This window comes from Nocardia arizonensis (genome assembly GCF_001310275.1).
Classification (GTDB): Bacteria; Actinomycetota; Actinomycetes; order Mycobacteriales; family Mycobacteriaceae; genus Nocardia; species Nocardia arizonensis.
Map to the genome: position 1 here is coordinate 86104 of NZ_LGYZ01000068.1, position 17655 is coordinate 103758.

Genomic DNA, 17655 nt, shown 5'->3' on the forward strand with positions numbered 1-17655 from the left:
TGGTGAGGGATCCGCGGAGACTTCCGAATATCGCCGACCGGTCGGTACGATGCTAGAGATTTGCCAGCTATGCGAATCGGCACCGTCTCGACGAAGGGACCGGCGATGGCGGCGACGCACCGGTGACCGGACTGCCGCGCTACGCGGCGATGCTGGCGGCGCCCGGGCCGCTGCCCAGCGACGATGACCGCTGGGCCTACGAAGTGAAATTCGACGGAATCCGGGCCATCGCCTACGTGACGGACACGCTGCGGCTGCTCTCGCGCAACGGCAACGACATCACCGTGGCCTGGCCGGAGCTGGCCGGACTCGCTCCCATCGACCCGCCCTGTGTCCTCGACGGCGAGATCGTCGTCTTCGACGACAAGGGCAGGCCGTCCTTCGAGGCACTGCAACCGCGTATGCACCAACGCCATCCGGCCGAGATCCGCGCCATGTCGACGGCCACCCCCGCCACCTACGTCATCTTCGATCTCCTACACATCGGTGAACGCCCCCTCATCGGTCTGCCCTATGTGCGGCGGCGCGGACTTCTCGAACAGATCGACCCGCACGGGCCGCACTGGCGCATCTCGCCACGGCTGCGCGGTCACGGCCCGGACCTACTGGACGAAACCCGCCGCCTCGGCCTCGAGGGTCTCATCGCCAAACGGCTCGACGGCGGCTACCTGCCCGGACGGCGCAGCCCGCTGTGGACCAAGGTCAAGAACGTCACCCACCAGGAAGGCGTGATCGTCGGCTGGAAGCCCGGCGCGGGCAGTCGCAGCGGCCGAATCGGGTCACTGCTGCTCGCCGCACCCGACACCACGGGCGAACTGGTCTACATCGGCAATGTCGGCACCGGATTCAGCAGCGCCGCCCTGGCCGACCTCCAGGCGAAACTGGCTCCGCTGCACCGTGATACGCCGCCGGTGAACGCCGCGGGACTCTCCGGGGTCAGGTGGGTCGAACCGCGGCTGGTGGGCGAGGTCGCCTTCAGCGAATGGACCCGGGACGGCGTTCTGCGCCATCCGACCTGGCGCGGACTGCGGCCGGACAAGACTCCGGCGCAGGTCGAACCGCCTCAGCCGTGAGCCGGACAGCGCATCACCGATAACCGGGCGGGCGCACCGGTCGGGAGCGGGCGGCCACCCATCGCCCGGTGGCGGGGACGACCGCCAGGACCACCATCACCACGCACAGCGCGAATATCCCGGCCAGCTCCGCCACCGCGTTACGGCCGAAGCCGAACACCGAACTCGGCGCAGCCAGTACGGCCGCGACGACGATCAGCACCTGCCCCGCGGTCCGGCGCGCGAAGAGCAGAGCCGCGCCGATGACGAACAGCACCGCCAGCACACCCGCGACCGCGGCCACGGCGACACCCAACACCACGACAACGGCGCTCAGATCGGGCAGATCGCTGTCGACCGCGGGGCGGTGCCCCGCATCGGCGGCCATCCGTAGCCCCCACACCGCGCCCGCGGCGAACCCGATTCCCGCGATCACCGCGAGCACCGCCGCCGCGATCGCCGTGACACCGCTCGGCCTGCCATATTCGTTCCCCACGTGCCTCCCCCTCTCGCGCGATGCCGAGCAGCCTACCGGGCCTGCCCGACACCACTCACACACGATCCGGCGCCCGGACTCCGATGACCGCCGAAATCGCTTCGGCGACACCACGTTCAGGGCGATCACCACGCTCATCCCGATATCGCCACGGCTACGAAACGGGGTTGTCCGACCCCGCTCCGAGTCGGAAAGTGAGGCGCTCCGGGCGCAGATAGTCGGCGCGATCGTGCAGTGCCCGCAATTCCGGCCGGTCGGGGACGCGGGAGAGTTCCTCGCGCAGTGCCCGATCGTAGGTGGCGGCCGGGGCGGTGAGTCCCGGCAGCCAGTTGTCGTGGTGGGTCGGCACGAACAGCGACGGCGCGAGCGCCTCGATATAGCGGCGCGGGTCACGCAGACCATTGGTGAGCTGGTTGTATCCGTGAACCGCCCCGATGTGGACATCCGTCGGCGCCAGACCGGCGAGCACCTCGAGCACGTGCGGGGCCCGCTCGGTCAACGGACCCGACGAATCGTGCCAAGTCAGCGCGAATCCCGGCACCCGCAGTTGGTACAGCAGTACGCCGCCCTCCGCATCGCGCAGGCGCGGCAGTGTCTCGAGCACCGACCCGAGTCGCGGCGGATGGCGCAGGATCGGCGACAGCCGCGGCGCGGGGAAGAAGGGCCGGGCCGGGTCCTCGCGATCGCGCGCGGTGCGAGCCGAGTGCAGGTGGCGAACGGCGGTCACCGCGATCGGGCCGATGACGAATTCGTGGCGTTGGCCCGGCGCGGTGTCCGCGTCGCCGAGCGCGACGGTCCCGAAGGTCGAATCCGGCACCTGGGCGCTGATCGAGGCGCAGTGTTCGGCGGTGCCGTACACCACCGCGCCACTCGCTTGCGCGATACGGCCCGCATCGCCCGCGTGGTCGAAGTGGCCGTGCCCGATGAGAATCGCCTCGGGCATCAGATCCGCCAGATCCTGCGGTGTCGCGGGCACGTACCCGGCACTCGTCAGTCGCGGCACCCATGCGTCGAGCAGCAGCACCGAACCGGCGATGGCCAGCGCGTAGGTGGTGCAGCCCACCCAGGACAGCACCACCCGATCGGGCCGCAGCGCGCCGGTTCCGGCGTCGACCGCGTCGGCGCCGAAGAAGCGGCGGCGGGCCAGGACGGTCGATTCCGATCCGTGCTCGCCCGGACTTCGTAGCGGCCGGATCTCGGGGAGCCGCCCGGCACCCGGCAGCCGCCCGATCAGTCCGCGCACAGAGAACTCACACACCCGAGCACCGAAACACCTCCGACATCGCGACGCAAGGCCCCGTCAGAGACGGATGCCGAGCAGCGCGTCGACGGCCGCGGCCACCGCGCCCGGCGCGGCCCGGTCGGGTCCGCCGTACTCGAGCGCCTGCGCGGCCCAGTTGTCCACGGCGGCCAGCGCCTTCGGGGTGTCCAGGTCGTCGGCGAGGTGCTGTCGCAGCCGCGCCACGGTGTCCTCGGCGACCGGACCCGACTCCAGCGCGGCCGCGCGCCGCCACAGGTCGAGTCTGCGTTCGGCGTCGGTGAGCAGCGACTCGGTCCACATGCGGTCGGCGCGATAGTGACCGGCGAACAGGCCGAGTCGGATCGCGTTCGGATCGGTGCCTGCACGGCGCAGATTCGACACCAGCACGAGGTTGCCGCGCGACTTCGACATCTTCTCGCCGTCGAGTCCGATGAGTCCGGCGTGCACGAAGTGCCGGGCGAAACGACGGCCGATCTCCAATGCCTCGGCGTGCGCGGCCGAGTACTCGTGATGCGGGTAGATCAGATCGCTGCCGCCGCCCTGTACGTCGAAGCCGAAACCGATCCGATTGAGGGCGATGGCCGCGCATTCGATGTGCCAACCGGGCCTACCGTCCCCGAACGGGGCGTGCCACGACGGTTCACCGGGACGGGCGGCACGCCACAACAGGGCGTCGATGATGTCGCGTTTGCCGGGGCGGTCCGGGTCGCCGCCGCGTTCGGCGAACAACTTCTCCATGGTGGCCCGGTCGTACCCCGACTCGTAGCCGAACTGTTCGGTGGCGTCGGCCCGGTAGTAGACGTCCGGGTATTCGGGATCATCGACGACATACGCCGCGCCCGCCGCCAGCAGCTTCTCGACCAGTTCGACGACCTCGTCGACCGATTCGACCGCGCCGACGTAGTCGCGCGGAGCCAGCACCCGCAGGGCGGTCATGTCCTCGCGGAACAGGTCGATTTCGCGGCTGCCGAGATCACGCCAGTCGACGCCGTCGCGTTCGGCGCGTTCGAACAGCGGATCGTCGACATCGGTCACGTTCTGCACGTAGTGCACCTCGTGACCGGCATCGCGCCACAGCCGGTTGATCAGGTCGAAGGTGAGATAGGTGGCCGCGTGCCCCAGATGTGTGGCGTCGTAGGGGGTGATCCCGCAGACGTACATGGTGGCCGTCGCCCCCGGGGAGACCGGGCGGATCTGCCGGTCGGCGGTGTCGAACAACCGCAACGGTGGCCCTGCTCCGGGAATGGCCGGTAGGGCGGTGTCGGACCAGGACTGCATGATTCGAGGGTAAAGGTGTGGTCGACATAGCGAGCCGCCGCCCCGGCTCCGACCGGCCGTACTTGCCCCGGGACACCCTTGCGTACCTGCGTCGTCGCCGTATGCCGAGAAAGTCGACCGTTATCGTCGACGAGAATCGAAGAACGGCGGACCGGTTCGTCGACGTGGCGCTCGCTCGCCCGCGCTTCGGAATCCACCACGTCCGGCGGCGCGCACGCGGACACAGACGGCTACCGCGAATCCGACGGCGACCGTCAGAACGCGGGCCACGGAATCGGGCGCGACCCCTGCGGCAGCGGCATCACCCGATGATCGAGCAGATCCTTGGTCCGCGCGATCAGCGCGTCGATCTCGGCGTCGGTGATGTGCGGAGCCAGATCATCGGCCACCGATCCGGGCAGCGCGTCGGCGAAGGTCTCGATATCGGCGACCAGATCCTCGCCCACCGGCTGCCCCGCCCAGCCCCACAGCACCGTGCGCAGCTTGTACTCCCGATGCAGGCAAATGCCGTGATCGACCCCGTAGACCCGGCCGTCGACGCCTTCGAGCGCGTGACCGCCCTTGCGGTCGGCGTTGTTGAGCAGCACGTCGAGCACCGCCATGCGCCGCAGTCGCGGATCGTCGGCGTGGACGAGGGATATCTCCGCACCCGACCCGTCGAGGGCGCGCAACACCTCGGTGAACCCGTCGGGCACCGCACCGGGAGGGCACAGGTCGACCAGGTCGAGTCGCTCGGGCGGCTCGGTGTGGTGATCCACCGAATCCACCCACCGCTGCACCATGCCCGGCCCGTAGGGACCCTCGCGCAGGATCGTCTCCGGTATCACGCCCCATCCGATCGCCTCGGACACCAGATAGGAGGCCACCTCGCGACCCGCAAGGGTGCCGTCCGGGAAATCCCACAGCGGCCGCTCCCCGCGCACCGGCTTGTACACCACCCGCAGCGGGCGCAGCGGGTCGGGGCCGTCGCCGATATCGCAGACCAGGGTGACGTTGCTCGCGACGTTCACCCGTCCGAACACGGTCAGCTCACCGGTTCGCAACCGTTGCGCGTCGGCATCGTCGCTGTCTTCGCGCTCCTGCCCGCCGGCCACCCATCACTCCTCTGACTCGGCCGTACCGAAGATCTCGCCCCGCTTGTATCCGTTCGTGCGCACGCACATGTGCCCGCGCGCCGAGAGCGGCTCACCGCACAGCGGACACGGCGGGCGGCCCGCGGCGATCACCCGGGTCGAGCGCAGGGCGAACTCGCGCGCCTGGACCGGGGTGAGGAATACGCGCACCGCGTCGGGGCCCTCCTCGGTGTCGTCGAGCACGACCGACTCGTCGACCTCGGTCTCGGTGATGGCCAACAGTTCCACCACGACCGCGCCCGCGTCGGCGTCCCAGCCCAGACCCATGGTGCCGACCCGGAATTCGGCGTCGATCGGGGTAAGCAGCGGAGCTGTGTCGCTCACGTCCTCGGCCTGTGGCGGCACGGGAGCGCCGAATCGACGCGCGACCTCGTCCAAGAGCAGGCCCATGCGGTCGGCGAGTACCTTCACCTGCTGCTTTTCCAGCAGCACGCTGACCACCCGAGGTTCCTGCACGGCTTGCAGATAGAACGCGCGATCGCCCGGCTCACCGACGGTCCCGGCGACGAAACGATCGGGGGTGCGAAATACATGGATTGCTCGTGCCATCTGCACCTCCTGATACGTGACCTGATCGACTACCCACGACGCCCGGAGTCCGACACGCCATGACACAACGTTCGTTCACAAGGAATCTCAACGCTCCGCATTCCCATTATCCGCACTCCCGGTACCGGTGACCTCCCCGCCGGGAACCGGGCCGCTCGGCGCGGACGACGCGCCCTCACCCGCGTGCCGCGGGGTCGGTATCAGCGCGCTCAGATCCGAGCCGGTGTCGTTGAGCCGCCACACGTAGGGCGCTGTCGGGGTGTAGCGGATCACGCTCAGCGACGCGGGTTCCACCACGATGCGCTGGAATCCGTCGAGGTGGATGCCGAGGGCGTCGGCGAGGATGGATTTGATGACATCGCCGTGCGTGCACGCCACCCACAGCACGTCACGACCGTGCCGTTCGGCGAAGGCGCGCTCGTGTTCACGGATCGCCGCGACCGCCCGCGCCTGCACCTGGGCCAGCCCCTCGCCCCCGGGGAACACCGCGCCCGAGGCGTGACGCTGCACCACCTTCCACAGGGGTTCGGTGAGCAGATCGGCGATCGGCTTGCCGGTCCAGTCGCCGTAGTCGACCTCGACGAGCCGGTCGTCGTACTCCGGGTCGAGTCCGAACTTCTCGGCAAGCGGCGCGATCGTGCGCTGACAGCGCAACAGCGGCGAGTGCACGATGTATTCCACGGGCAGTTCGGAGAGTCGGTCGGCGACCGCGCGCGCCTGTTCGGCGCCCCGTTCGGTCAGATCGACGCCGACGCTGCGGCCCGCCAGAGTCCGGGCGGTGTTCGAGGTGGACACCCCATGCCGCAACAGGATCACCGTCATCGGACCAGCCTAATCCCCGCCACCGACAGCGGTGCGCCCGCCGTGGCGCCGCTCACGTCGCGCTGACCCATCCGGTCGCCAGCAGACCCATGATGGTCAGGCCGAGCAGGACGCGATAGCCCACGAACCAGTCCAGCGAATGGCGCGCCACGAATTTCAACAGCCACGCCACCGAGGCATAGCCGACGACGAAGGCGATCACGGTGGCGACCAGCAACTGCGGGCCGCTGGCGTTGAGCCCCTCGCCCGCGGGTTCGAACGCGTCGGGCAGACTGAACAATCCCGACGCGGTGACCGCCGGGATCGCGAGCAGGAACGAGAATCGCACCGCCGCTTCGCGTTCCAACCCGAGGAACAGACCCGCCGCCGAGGTGGCGCCGGACCGCGACACGCCCGGGACCAGCGCGAGACACTGGGCGAAGCCCATGATCAGGCCGTCGCGCGTGGTGATCTGCTCCAGCGGACGGGTTTTGCGGCCGTAGTATTCCGCGGCGGCTATGACGAACGCGAAGGCGATCAGCATGAACGACACAAGCCACAGATTGCGCGCGCCCGTGCGGATCTGGTCCTTGAACAGGAATCCGAGTACGCCGATGGGAATGGTGGCGATGATCACGTACCAGCCGATGCGGTAGTCGAGTTCGCGTTGGGCGTCCTCGTCGCCTCGTAGGTCGGCGGCGTAGTCGCCGGTGATCACGGGCAGTTTCCTGGTCGGCTGTTCGGCCAGCGGCACGGTGTGTCCTGACCGTTCGCGGACGCGCAGCACGAGGGTGACGAACCACGCGCGCACGATGCGCGCGATGTCCTTGGCGAAATACACCAGGACCGCGGCCTCGGTGCCCAACTGCGTGACCGCGGTGAACGACGCGCCCGCGTCGTCGCCGAAGAACACCGCGGACACGATACGCAGATGCGCCGAGGAGGAGACCGGGAGAAACTCGGTGAGTCCCTGCACCAGACCTAGTACCAGCGCCTGTATCCAGGTCATCGACTCGCCCACTGACTCTCCTCCATTCCATGCGGCGCGCCGCCGGGGCGCGGCGTACCGCACACGTACTACACGTGCCCGAAATATCCGTTCCGAGTGCGCAATTGGCCCCGCGTCGAAGCGTTCGACACGGACATCACCGCAATCCCGCAGCGACAGTACAGGCTCGCGCGCGATCGCGCCCCGGCGGCGGATCGGAATCGGTCGATCGCACCGCCCGCCCGGGGTTCCTCGCGACCGCCGCGCGCGCGGTCGGCATTTCCGGCCCGGGAGACGGACTTCGGTAGGGCCCGCACACTACGCTTGCGCCGTGACGAATGCGCGGACTCGGTGATGGAACAGCGGACGGTCGGCCGCAGCGGCCTACGGGTGTCCCGGATCGGCCTGGCGACCCACACCTGGGGTTCCCAGACCGACCCCGACGACGCGGCGGGTCAGCTCGTCGCCTTCGCCGAGGCAGGCGGCACCCTGGTGGAGACGTCCCCGGCCTATTCCGGCGGCGCGGCCCAGCGCATACTGGCCGATCTGCTCGGCGACATCGTCGCCCGCGACGAGTTCGTCCTGTGCGTCAGCGCCGGCGTCGTCACATTCCCCGCCGACGAGGAATCCGGTGTGCCGGCCCCCGCGCGCGCGATGGTGGACGCCTCGCGCCGGACCCTGCTGCGCCAGCTCGACCGCACGCTGCTGGAACTGGGCACCGACCACCTCGACATCTGGATGGTGGCCGCCTGGGATCCACGCACCCCGCTCGACGAGATCGCGGCCACCCTCGACCACGCCGTGCGCTCGGGCCGGGTGCGCTACACCGGGGTCCGCGGATACGGTGCGTGGCAGTTGGCGAGCATGGCCGCGATCACCCCGATCGTGGTCGCCCAGACCCAGTACTCCCTGTTGGCCCGGGGCGCGGAGGAGGATTTCGTTCCCGCCGCCGCCCATCACGGTGTCGGGATCATCGCCACCGCGCCGCTGGCGGGCGGCATCCTCACCGGCAAATACCGCGACGGTGTGCCCGCGGATTCGCGCGGCGCGGACGAGGCCACCGCCGAGGAGATCAGTCACCGACTCGACGAACGCGCCACCCGCGTGGTCGAGGCCCTGGTCACCGCCGCCGACGGACTCGGCACCTCGCCGCTGGCGGTGGCGCTGGCATGGATCCGCGACCGACCCGGTATCGCGAGCATGGTGGTCGGCGCCCGCGACATCGGCCAGCTCACCGGCGTCATCGCCGCCGAGACCCTGGAACTGCCGCGTGCCATCGCGGCGGCGCTGGACGACGTCAGCGCACGCGTGGAATGACACGGATTAGGCTTACCTACATGATCGGTGCGAGGTACGGCGTCTCATACGGCATCAGGCGGTGGCGACCCCACGCCCGAACCGGAGCGATTCGTCCCCTGCTCGCCATGTTCATCCTCGTACTGCTCGTCGGATCCACCGCGTGCGGCACGGGCGCCGGGACGACGAGAACCCAGCAGACCGGTCCGGCCGGCGCGGTGCTCCAGAATCTGGATCCGGCGCCCATAGGCCCGGAACCGAGGCCCGCGCTGCCCGTCACCGTCCGCTCCTTCGACGGCGCCGACGTCACGGTCACCTCGGCCGATCGCATCATCGCCGCCGACCGCTACGGCACCCTCGCCCAGACCGTGTGGGCGCTCGGACTCGGCCCGAAACTCGTCGGCCGCAGCACCGCCGCATCGTTTCCCGCCGCCGCGCACCTGCCGAATGTCACCGGCGGCAACGGGTCGCTCAGCGTGGAATCCATTCTCGCGTTGCGCCCCACCGTCTTCCTGACCGACACCACCAGCGCCGCTCCCGCCGTGCGCGAACAACTGCGCGCCGCGGGCGTCACCGTGGTCTACTTCGATCCGAAACGCACGATGGACGCCGTCGCGCCGCAGATCGAAGCGGTGGCGGGCGCTCTCGGGGTGCCGTCGGCCGGTCGGGCGCTTGCCCAGCGCACCCGCGACGAGATCGCCGCCGCCACCGCCGCGGTGCCGTCACAGGATCCGCGGCCGACCATCGCCTTCCTCTATCTGCGCAGCACCGCGATCACCATGATGGCCGGACCGGGTTCCGGCGCCGATGCGCTCATCGCGGCTCTTGGCGCGCGTGACGCGGGCACGGTCGCCGGATTGACGGAACCCTTCACCGCCATCACCTCCGAGGCCATGATCGGCGCGGCGCCCGATGTGCTGCTGGTCATGACCAACGGTTTGCAGTCCATCGGCGGCGTCGACGGACTCGAGAAGGTGCCCGGTGTCGCGCAGACCCCCGCCGGTCGCAACAAGCGCGTGGTCGACATGTCCGATGCGGTGCTGCTCAGTTTCGGTCCCAATACCGGCCGCGTCATCGAGGCGCTGAGCAAGGCCGTGTACGGGACCCGCCCGGCATGATCGAATCCACCGCGGCCGAATCGACCTCCCCCGCCGGAGCCGGCTCGGCCGCGCCCGATCCGCACCGTCCGCCACCGAGATCCCGCACCCGCTCGCGCGTCACGATCGTCTTCGCCGTCGCGGTGACCGCGCTGGTGCTATCGGCGCTGGTCTCGGCGGCGATCGGTCAGATACCGACCACGCCCGCCGAGGTCGCGGGCAGCGTGCTGCACCGCATCGGACTCGACTGGGGTCCGATGCCCGCCCATCCCGCGGGTGAGGTGGCGCTGTGGGAGGTACGGTTCCCGCGGGTGCTGCTCGCCATCGTCGTCGGCGCGGCACTGGCCACCGCGGGCGCGCTCCTGCAGGGCGTATTCGCCAATCCGCTCGCCGAACCCGGCGTCATCGGTGTGTCGGCGGGGGCCGCGGTCGGGGCGGGCACGGTCATCGTGGTCGGCGGCGCCTTCGTCGCCGCCTGGTCGGTGGCCGCCGCCGCCTTCGTCGCGGGTCTGCTCACCACCGCGCTGGTGTATCTGCTCTCGCGTGCCAACGGCCGCACCGAGGTCGTGACCCTGGTGCTCACCGGTGTCGCGATCAACGCCTTCGCGGGCGGACTCATCGCCTTCCTGCTCTTCGTGGCCTCTCCGGCGGCCCGCGATCAGATCGTGTTCTGGCAGTTGGGCAGTCTCAACGGCGCGACCTGGCAGTCGGTGGCGGTGGTCGTTCCCCTCGCCGTGCTCGGCATCGCCGCGGCCGTACTGGTCGCCGCGCGGCTGGACCTGCTCGCCCTCGGCGAATCGGCGGCCCGCCACCTCGGCGTCGACGTGGAGCGATTGCGGCGCACGGTCATCGTCATCGTCGCGGTGCTGACCACGGCGGGGGTCGCGTTCACCGGCATCATCCTGTTCGTCGGCCTGACGGTGCCGCATGTGGTGCGCATGCTCGTCGGACCGGCGCATCGCGTGCTCATCCCGCTCAGCGCCGTACTCGGCGCGGTGGTGCTGCTCATCGCCGACGTGGCCGCGCGCTCGCTGGTCGACAATGCCGACCTCCCGCTCGGCATGCTGACCTCGCTCATCGGCGGGCCGTTCTTCTTCTGGCTGCTGCGCCGGACCCGGGCCCGCGCGGGAGGCTGGGCATGAGGTGCGACCACGGCGGCAGGAGGTCGCGGTGATCGGGTTCGTGCGCGGACTCGGCGCATCGCTCGGTCACGCGCACGCGCTGCCCGATGTCGTCGCACCCGGTGCGGTGACGCTGCGCGCACGCGGACTCGGCATCCGACGCCGCGGCGCATCCGCTGCCACCGGGCGCCGGGTGCTCGACGCGGTCGACTTCGATGTCGTCGCGGGTCAGGTCGTCGCCCTGGTCGGGCCCAACGGCGCGGGCAAGTCGACCCTGCTGGCCGCGCTCGCCGGTGAGCTGCCGCCCCGCGAGGGCATCGTCGAACTCGACGGGATTCCACTGGATCGGTGGACACCGCTGGATATGGCGCGCCGCCGGGCCGTGCTGCCGCAGAGTCACACCGTCGGATTCCCCTTCACCGCCCGCGAGGTGGTCGAAATGGGCCGCGCGCCCTGGGCGCGCACCGATCTCGCCGATCGCGACGACGAGATCGTCGACGCCGCGCTCACCGCCGCCGATGTGGGACATCTGGCCGCACGCCCGTTCCCGACCCTGTCCGGCGGCGAACGCGCCCGCGTGGCGCTCGCGCGGGTGCTCGCCCAGGACACCACGACCCTGCTATTGGACGAACCCACCGCCGCGCTCGATCTCGGCCACCAGGAGGCGGTGCTCGCACTCGCCATCGAACGCGCCGCGGCCGGGGCCGCCGTCGTCGTGGTGCTGCACGACCTCGGTATCGCGGCCGCCTACGCGGACCGGGTCGCCGTGCTCGATGCCGGACGGATCGCCGCGGACGGCCCACCGCGCGAGGTGCTGACCACCGACCTGCTCAGTCGGGTCTACCGACATCCGGTCGAGGTGTTCGATCATCCGGTCACCGGTGCGCAACTGGTTCTGCCGGTACGTCGGTGATCGGGTGTCGGAGGGCGACCACCCGCACGGCGACGCGGCGCCGATCCGAATTCGGGCGGGAACGTCGACAACGGGGCGGCTTCGCGATCGAAGCGGCCACATCCTCGGTCTCGGGTCAGCGCCAGATCAATTTGAGCACCGCCGGAGTCAGGAGCATGCGGATGACGGTGGCGTCCAGGACCAGGGCGGCGATCATGCCGTAGGCGATGTACTTCATAAGCACCAGGTCCGAGAAGCCGAACGCGCCGGTCACCACGATGAGGATCGCCGCGGCGGAGGTGATCACCCCGCCGGTGTGCGCGACGCCGTAGCGAATCGCCTCGGGCGGGTCGGCGCCCGCGGCACGCGCCTCGGCGACCCGCGACAGCAGGAACACCTCGTAGTCGGTGGACAGACCGAACACCACGGTGACGATGAGCGCCAAGACGGCGAACATGAGCGGTCCGGGTGTGAAGTGGAACAGGCCCGCACCGTGTCCCTCGACGAAGATCCAGGTCAGCACGCCCAAGGTGGCGACAAGGCTGAGCGCGCTCATCACCACCGCCTTGAGCGCCAGCACGATGGACCCGAACGCGAGGTACATCAGCAGCGCCGCGGCCACAGCGAGCAGGACCACGAGCAGCGGCAGACCCGCGAGCAACCCGTTGATGCTGTCGCGCTCGAGGGCGGGCACGCCCGCCACCATGATCCGCACGCCCGGCGGTTCGGTAATCGAGCGCAGCGCGGCGATGACCCGGTCGGCGTCGCGTTTGTCGGCGAGTCCGGCGGCGAGCACGTTCACGCCGTCCTTGGTCGGCGCGCCGGGTTCGAATCGGCCGGTGAGTCCGGGAATCTGATTGGCCTCGTAGCGGATATCGCTCAGCTGTCGCGGATCCGCGCCCACCACCACGAGTTTCAGCGGTTCGGTGCGGAAGCTGGGGAACAGTTCGTCGAATCGCTCCTGGGCGATGCGCGCCGGATTCTCCGCCGCCAGGTATTTCTCGCTGATGCCGCCGAATTCGATGTGCCGGAACGGGATCGCCAGTGCCAGCAGCGCGAGCACGATCGTAACCGCCACCGCCCATGGCCGCGCCATCGACCAGCGGGCCAACCGGGAGAAGAATCCGGCGTCGATCTGTTCCTCGGTCTTGGTGCGGGAGAACCGCTTCCAGCCGAGGAAGTCGATATTGCGTCCGGCGATACTCAGAGCCGCGGGCAGTGCGGTCACCGACAGCACCGCGGCCAGCAGCACCGAACTGATACCGCCGTAGGGCACCGAACGCAGCACCCCGTTGGGGAAGATGAACAGCGCGCCCAGACTGAGCGCGATGATGGCCGCGGAGAACATCACGGTGCGGCCCGCGGTCGCCACCGTGCGCGCGGTGGCGTCCTCGATGTCGCGCCCGGCGGCGATCTCCTCCCGGAACCTGGTCACAGTGAACAATCCGTAGTCGATGGCCAGGCCGAGGCTGACCAGCGTCATCACCGTGCTCGCGAATACGTTCACATCGATGAACCCGGTGAGCCCGCGCATGATGCCCGCGGTGCCCATGATCGTCATGCCGCCGATGAGCACCGGCAGCAGCGCGCCGACCACGCCGCCGAAGACGAAATACAGCAGCAGCGCGACCAGCGGCAGCGCGATCAGTTCGGCGCGGTGGATGTCCTCCTGCATACCGGTGTTCAGACCCGCGAGGATCGGTTGCAGTCCGGCGGCCTGTACCGTGGTGCCGCCCGGCCCCGAGCCCGGCGGGCCCAGTCCGAGATCGTCCTTGATGGCGGCGTAGTTCTCCACGGTGGCGGTGCCTTCGCCGCGCAGTCCCACGCTGGCGAAGGCGTGGGTGCGGGTGCCGTCGGTGGCATCGGCGGCAAAGGGACTGTCCCAATAGCTGTCGATCTTGAGGATGCGGTCGGGGAACCGCGCGCGCAGATCGGTGAGCGCGCCGGTCACGGCGGAGCGCACCTGCGGATCGTCCACGGTGTGGCCCTCGGGGACGGTGTAGAGCAGGATCAGATCGCTGTCGGTGTCGCGGCCGAAGGTTGCGTCGGCGAGTTCGGAGGCCGCGACCGATTCACTGCTCTCGTCGAACCAGCCCTCCTGGGTCAATCGCCCGGTCAGGTCGCGCCCGTACCAGCCCGACAGCAGCACCGCCAGCGCCGACACACACAGCACCAGGTAGCGGTGCCGGTAGACGAACCGTCCCCAGCGCAGCGAGGCGGAATGGCCGCGCGACGGGTGCCGGGGGGTTCGGGGCGGCACCCGAAGATTCACCACGGCCGCGGCCTATCCGCAGGCCGGGGTACGGTAGTCGGCCGAGCGCAGGATGCCGCACAGATCGGTGCGCGAGATCTTCCACTTGCCGTCGAGCAGCACGAAGTGCACGACCGTCGTGCGCACCGCGGTGCCGGTGCCGTCCTTGTCCAGCCGCATGGTCGCGGTCAGGGTGCCGTCACGGTTGTCGAAGACCGGATCGGTGACGCCGTAGATCGCGTGCGGATTGTCCTGCAACGCCCGATACATGTCGGGAATGGCGGTCTTGAAGGCGTCACCGTCCTCGATGAGGTCGGTACGTTCGCTGTCGGGCAGCCCCGGGTCCAGCGCCCGCTTGATCTGGGCGTCGAGTTCGGCGGCGGTCGGCAGCGGCCGGTGCGCGGCGCTCGACGAGGCGGCGACCGACGAGGACAGCGACGCGTTCGCGCGCGAGCGCGCGGCGTCGACGGCGGCCTCGTCCGTATCCCGACCGCAGGCCGACACGGCGAGCAGCAGGCCGACGGCGATGGCGCCGATACGGACCAGTCGTATGGGTTGCATCACTTCCTACATACCATCGATGACGGAGGTGATCCGCCCCAGCAGGGCGCGCACGGCCGTGACGTCCCGGTCCGCGGCGGCCTCGACCGGCACGGCGTCCGGGATCATATCCCGAACCAGGGCCACCACACTGCGCTCGTCATCGAGATCGACGTCGGTGACCCGCGCCCGGGCGACCGCGACCACGTCGTCCGGTCCGGGTACCTCGACATCCAGGTCGGCGCGGTAGATTTCGACGACCAGGGTCGACCGGACCGTTCGGAAGGCATACGGTTTGCCGTCCGCCGTCGTGCCGAACCCGTGAGCGAACGGACCAACGGTAATGTCGTCGACGGCAAATCCCGATGGATGGTCGGCTTTCATCCGGATCTCCCTGAGTTGGTCATTCATCCAATTCTAAGGTAGTCCGTATCACCGACATGCCGTGCCGCCGCACCCCGGTCCGCCGCGGTGGCGTCCCGACATGGTCAGATGATGGGGACACAGGTCGTCGGTAGAAGGAGTTCGCCGCATGCGCCCTCGCGGCTCGGTCGCCCACGTGCTCGCGAGCGCGGCGGCGCTGGCATTGCTCGCCGGATGTTCGGCCGATGACGGCGCGCCCGATGTCGCCACCCGCGAACCCGTCACCGCCGCGGTCGCGCCCGCCCCGACCGCGCGTCCCTCCGGGACGGTGGCCCCGTTCGCCGCGGTCGGCGAACTGCTGGTCGAATCGGACAGCGGGAAACTGGTCGCACTGAGCGCCGACGGCACCGCCCTGTCGGTCATCGACACCGCATCCGCGCGCCCCGATGCCGGTCTCGCCGCGACCACCGTCGTCCTGCCCGCGCCCGGCGCCACAGTCGTCCAGGGCGGACCCGGTGAGGTCCTCGTCCCTGCCCGCGGCCGCCTGCTGCGTATCGCGATCCCCTCCGGTACGGTCACCGCGCTGCCCGTGGACGGCGACGCCGTATCCGCGACCAACGGCCGCGACGGCGCGCTCGTCGTCGGCACCGCCGACGGCCGGGTCCGCACGCTGTCGGCGACCGGTGCGGTGCTGGGCACCGTGTCGGGGCTCGTCTCGGCCGACGCGCTCGCCACGACCCCCGGGCGGCTCACCGTCCTCGACCGCCGCCAGACCTCGATCACCGAGATCGACCCCGCCCGGGACCGCCTCGGACTCGCCCTGCGCGCGGGCGACGGCGCGGCCCGGATGATCGCCGATCACTTCGGGCGGGTCATCGTCACCGACACCGACGGCGACGAGTTGCTGGTGTACACGACCGAACCGCTCGTGTTGCGTCAACGATTCCCGGTAGGATCTTCGCCTTACGCGCTCGCCTATGATCGACGGTCCGAGACCGTATGGGTGACGTGCACGCAGAGCAACGAGGTCCTCGGATTCGATCTGTCGACCGGTATACCGAAGGAAGTGGGTCGCTTCGCCACCGTGCGCCAACCCGATTCGGTGACCGTCGACGACCGTACCGGTGATCTGTTCGTCGGATCCGCGACCGGGGACGGTATCCAGCGGATTCCCGCGGACGAGCGGAAGAGAGGGCAGTAGATGGCGCCGAACACCTCCCGCGGGGCACTACCGGCGAGCTGGGACACCACCAGCGAGGACTACGAGTACGTGCCGCTGCGACTACCGAAGGACGTCAGTCGGGTGACCGCGTCGATGCGGCTGGCCATCCAGGCCGAATTCGGCGGCTGGGAACTGTCGCGCGTGCGCGCCTACACCGACGGCAGTCGCCGCGTGCTGTTACGCAGACGGAAGTCCGCCCACGCACCCCAACCCGAACCGGGGATGTGACGCCGCCGATGTACGCCTTGGTGCTGCGCCTGATGTTCCTGGTTCCGCCGGAGCGGATCCATCACCTCGCCTTCGCCGCGATGCGCGCGGTCGCGCGTTTCGCGCCGACACGCGCGTTGCTGACGAGGCTGCTCGTCGTCGACGATCCGATTCTGCGCAACACCGCGTTCGGCGTCGAGTTCCCGACGCCGCTCGGTTTGGCCGCCGGATTCGACAAGAACGCCGACGGTGTCGATGTATGGGGTCCGCTGGGGTGGGGTTTCGCCGAGGTCGGCACCGTCACCGCGCGGCCGCAGCCCGGCAATCCCGCGCCGCGGCTGTTCCGGCTTCCCGCCGACCGCGCCCTCATCAATCGCATGGGCTTCAACAACCGCGGCGCGGCCCGCGCCGCCGAACAGTTGCACGTGCGTCGCAGCACGGTGCCCATCGGCGCCAATATCGGCAAGACCAAAGTGGTCGAACCCGCCGACGCTCCCGCCGACTACGCGACCAGCGCGGCACTGCTCGGGCCGCTGGCCGATTTCGTCGTGGTGAACGTCAGCTCCCCCAACACTCCCGGTCTGCGCGACCTGCAAGCGGTCGAATCGCTGCGGCCGGTGCTCGAGGCCGTCCTCGACGAGGTGTCGGTGCCGGTGCTGGTGAAGATCGCCCCCGACCTGTCCGATGAGGACATCGACGCGGTGGCCGATCTCGCCGTCGAACTCGGACTCGCGGGCATCGTCGCGACCAACACCACGATCGGGCGCAGCGGTCTGCGCACCGACGCGGCCGAGGTCGCCGCGATCGGCCCGGGCGGCCTGTCGGGCCCGCCGGTCGCGCGTCGCTCTCTCGAGGTGCTGCGCCGCCTGTACCGCCGCGTCGGCGACCGCGTGGTGTTGATCTCGGTCGGCGGGATCGAGACCCCCGCCCAGGCGTTCGAACGCATCCTGGCGGGGGCCACCCTTCTCCAGGGCTACACCGGCTTCATCTACGGCGGCCTGTTCTGGACCCGTCACATCCACCGCGGTCTCGCCCAGCGACTGCGCGACCAGGGATTCGGTTCGATCGCCGAGGCGATCGGCGCCGAACACGCCACCCGCGCCTGAAC

Annotated in this window: 18 protein-coding genes; 8 read left to right on the forward strand and 10 right to left on the reverse strand. The window is 70.0% G+C overall.

The window, feature by feature from the left end; genetic code table 11:
• The first annotated feature begins 122 nt into the window (after positions 1 to 122).
• Positions 123 to 1073 carry a non-homologous end-joining DNA ligase gene (gene ligD / locus APZ21_RS13990; RefSeq protein WP_239476619.1) on the forward strand — a complete coding sequence of 317 codons (951 nt, stop codon included), beginning with the start codon at positions 123 to 125 and terminating at the stop codon, positions 1071 to 1073.
• A 13-nt stretch (positions 1074 to 1086) separates the two neighbouring features.
• Here ligD and APZ21_RS13995 read toward each other — a convergent pair whose 3' ends face one another.
• The 7 genes from APZ21_RS13995 to APZ21_RS14025 all read right to left on the reverse strand — a co-directional run bounded on the left by APZ21_RS13995 (position 1087) and on the right by APZ21_RS14025 (position 7591).
• Positions 1087 to 1548 carry a hypothetical protein gene (locus APZ21_RS13995; RefSeq protein ID WP_054813734.1) on the reverse strand — a complete coding sequence of 154 codons (462 nt, stop codon included), beginning with the start codon at positions 1546 to 1548 and terminating at the stop codon, positions 1087 to 1089.
• A 154-nt stretch (positions 1549 to 1702) separates the two neighbouring features.
• Positions 1703 to 2806, reverse strand: coding sequence for an MBL fold metallo-hydrolase (locus tag APZ21_RS14000; RefSeq protein WP_054813735.1), 1104 nt, complete (start codon positions 2804 to 2806; stop codon positions 1703 to 1705).
• A 42-nt stretch (positions 2807 to 2848) separates the two neighbouring features.
• Positions 2849 to 4087, reverse strand: a complete 1239-nt coding sequence (gene mshC, locus APZ21_RS14005) for a cysteine--1-D-myo-inosityl 2-amino-2-deoxy-alpha-D-glucopyranoside ligase (RefSeq protein ID WP_054813736.1) — start codon at positions 4085 to 4087, stop codon at positions 2849 to 2851.
• 254 nt (positions 4088 to 4341) lie between these two features.
• Positions 4342 to 5181: an SCO1664 family protein gene (locus APZ21_RS14010; RefSeq protein ID WP_054813737.1), complete on the reverse strand. Its 840-nt coding sequence runs from the start codon at positions 5179 to 5181 to the stop codon at positions 4342 to 4344.
• A 3-nt stretch (positions 5182 to 5184) separates the two neighbouring features.
• Positions 5185 to 5769, reverse strand: coding sequence for a DUF3090 domain-containing protein (locus tag APZ21_RS14015; protein WP_054813738.1), 585 nt, complete (start codon positions 5767 to 5769; stop codon positions 5185 to 5187).
• A gap of 87 nt (positions 5770 to 5856) precedes the next feature.
• Complete coding sequence (locus APZ21_RS14020; RefSeq protein WP_054813739.1) at positions 5857 to 6591, reverse strand: histidine phosphatase family protein; 735 nt, start codon at positions 6589 to 6591, stop codon at positions 5857 to 5859.
• Positions 6592 to 6643: 52 nt separating this feature from the next.
• Positions 6644 to 7591, reverse strand: coding sequence for an undecaprenyl-diphosphate phosphatase (locus tag APZ21_RS14025; RefSeq protein ID WP_174553631.1), 948 nt, complete (start codon positions 7589 to 7591; stop codon positions 6644 to 6646).
• Between the two features lie 321 nt (positions 7592 to 7912).
• On the opposite strand from APZ21_RS14025, the gene APZ21_RS14030 reads away from it, so the two are divergent.
• Genes APZ21_RS14030 through APZ21_RS14045 form a run of 4 tightly spaced genes read left to right on the forward strand, consistent with a single transcriptional unit; the run spans position 7913 to position 11985 of the window.
• Entirely contained in the window at positions 7913 to 8875 is a 963-nt protein-coding gene (locus APZ21_RS14030) for an aldo/keto reductase (RefSeq protein WP_054813770.1), read from the forward strand.
• 20 nt (positions 8876 to 8895) lie between these two features.
• A complete protein-coding gene (locus APZ21_RS14035) occupies positions 8896 to 9972 on the forward strand; it encodes a heme/hemin ABC transporter substrate-binding protein (protein ID WP_054813740.1) in 1077 nt (358 codons plus the stop codon).
• Entirely contained in the window at positions 9969 to 11093 is a 1125-nt protein-coding gene (locus APZ21_RS14040) for a FecCD family ABC transporter permease (RefSeq protein ID WP_082393087.1), read from the forward strand. The genes APZ21_RS14035 and APZ21_RS14040 overlap by 4 nt, the downstream gene beginning before the upstream one ends.
• A 40-nt stretch (positions 11094 to 11133) precedes the next feature.
• Positions 11134 to 11985 carry a heme ABC transporter ATP-binding protein gene (locus APZ21_RS14045; RefSeq protein WP_054813772.1) on the forward strand — a complete coding sequence of 284 codons (852 nt, stop codon included), beginning with the start codon at positions 11134 to 11136 and terminating at the stop codon, positions 11983 to 11985.
• Positions 11986 to 12100: 115 nt separating this feature from the next.
• Here APZ21_RS14045 and APZ21_RS14050 read toward each other — a convergent pair whose 3' ends face one another.
• The 3 genes from APZ21_RS14050 to APZ21_RS14060 are packed head-to-tail and all read right to left on the reverse strand — an operon-like array spanning position 12101 to position 15139.
• Positions 12101 to 14239: an MMPL family transporter gene (locus tag APZ21_RS14050; RefSeq protein WP_338048718.1), complete on the reverse strand. Its 2139-nt coding sequence runs from the start codon at positions 14237 to 14239 to the stop codon at positions 12101 to 12103.
• Between the two features lie 9 nt (positions 14240 to 14248).
• The gene (locus APZ21_RS14055) at positions 14249 to 14776 is read right to left on the reverse strand and encodes a WKL family lipoprotein (RefSeq protein WP_054813741.1); all 528 of its coding nucleotides are present in this window, start codon (positions 14774 to 14776) and stop codon (positions 14249 to 14251) included.
• Positions 14777 to 14782: 6 nt separating this feature from the next.
• Positions 14783 to 15139, reverse strand: coding sequence for a hypothetical protein (locus APZ21_RS14060; RefSeq protein WP_054813774.1), 357 nt, complete (start codon positions 15137 to 15139; stop codon positions 14783 to 14785).
• 148 nt (positions 15140 to 15287) lie between these two features.
• On the opposite strand from APZ21_RS14060, the gene APZ21_RS14065 reads away from it, so the two are divergent.
• Genes APZ21_RS14065 through APZ21_RS14075 form a run of 3 tightly spaced genes read left to right on the forward strand, consistent with a single transcriptional unit; the run spans position 15288 to position 17653 of the window.
• Positions 15288 to 16319 (forward strand): YncE family protein, encoded by a 1032-nt coding sequence (locus APZ21_RS14065; protein ID WP_054813742.1) that lies wholly within the window; start codon positions 15288 to 15290, stop codon positions 16317 to 16319.
• Positions 16320 to 16568: a DUF5703 family protein gene (locus tag APZ21_RS14070; RefSeq protein ID WP_054813743.1), complete on the forward strand. Its 249-nt coding sequence runs from the start codon at positions 16320 to 16322 to the stop codon at positions 16566 to 16568.
• Positions 16569 to 16576: 8 nt separating this feature from the next.
• Complete coding sequence (locus tag APZ21_RS14075; RefSeq protein WP_054813744.1) at positions 16577 to 17653, forward strand: quinone-dependent dihydroorotate dehydrogenase; 1077 nt, start codon at positions 16577 to 16579, stop codon at positions 17651 to 17653.
• The last annotated feature ends 2 nt before the right edge of the window (positions 17654 to 17655 follow it).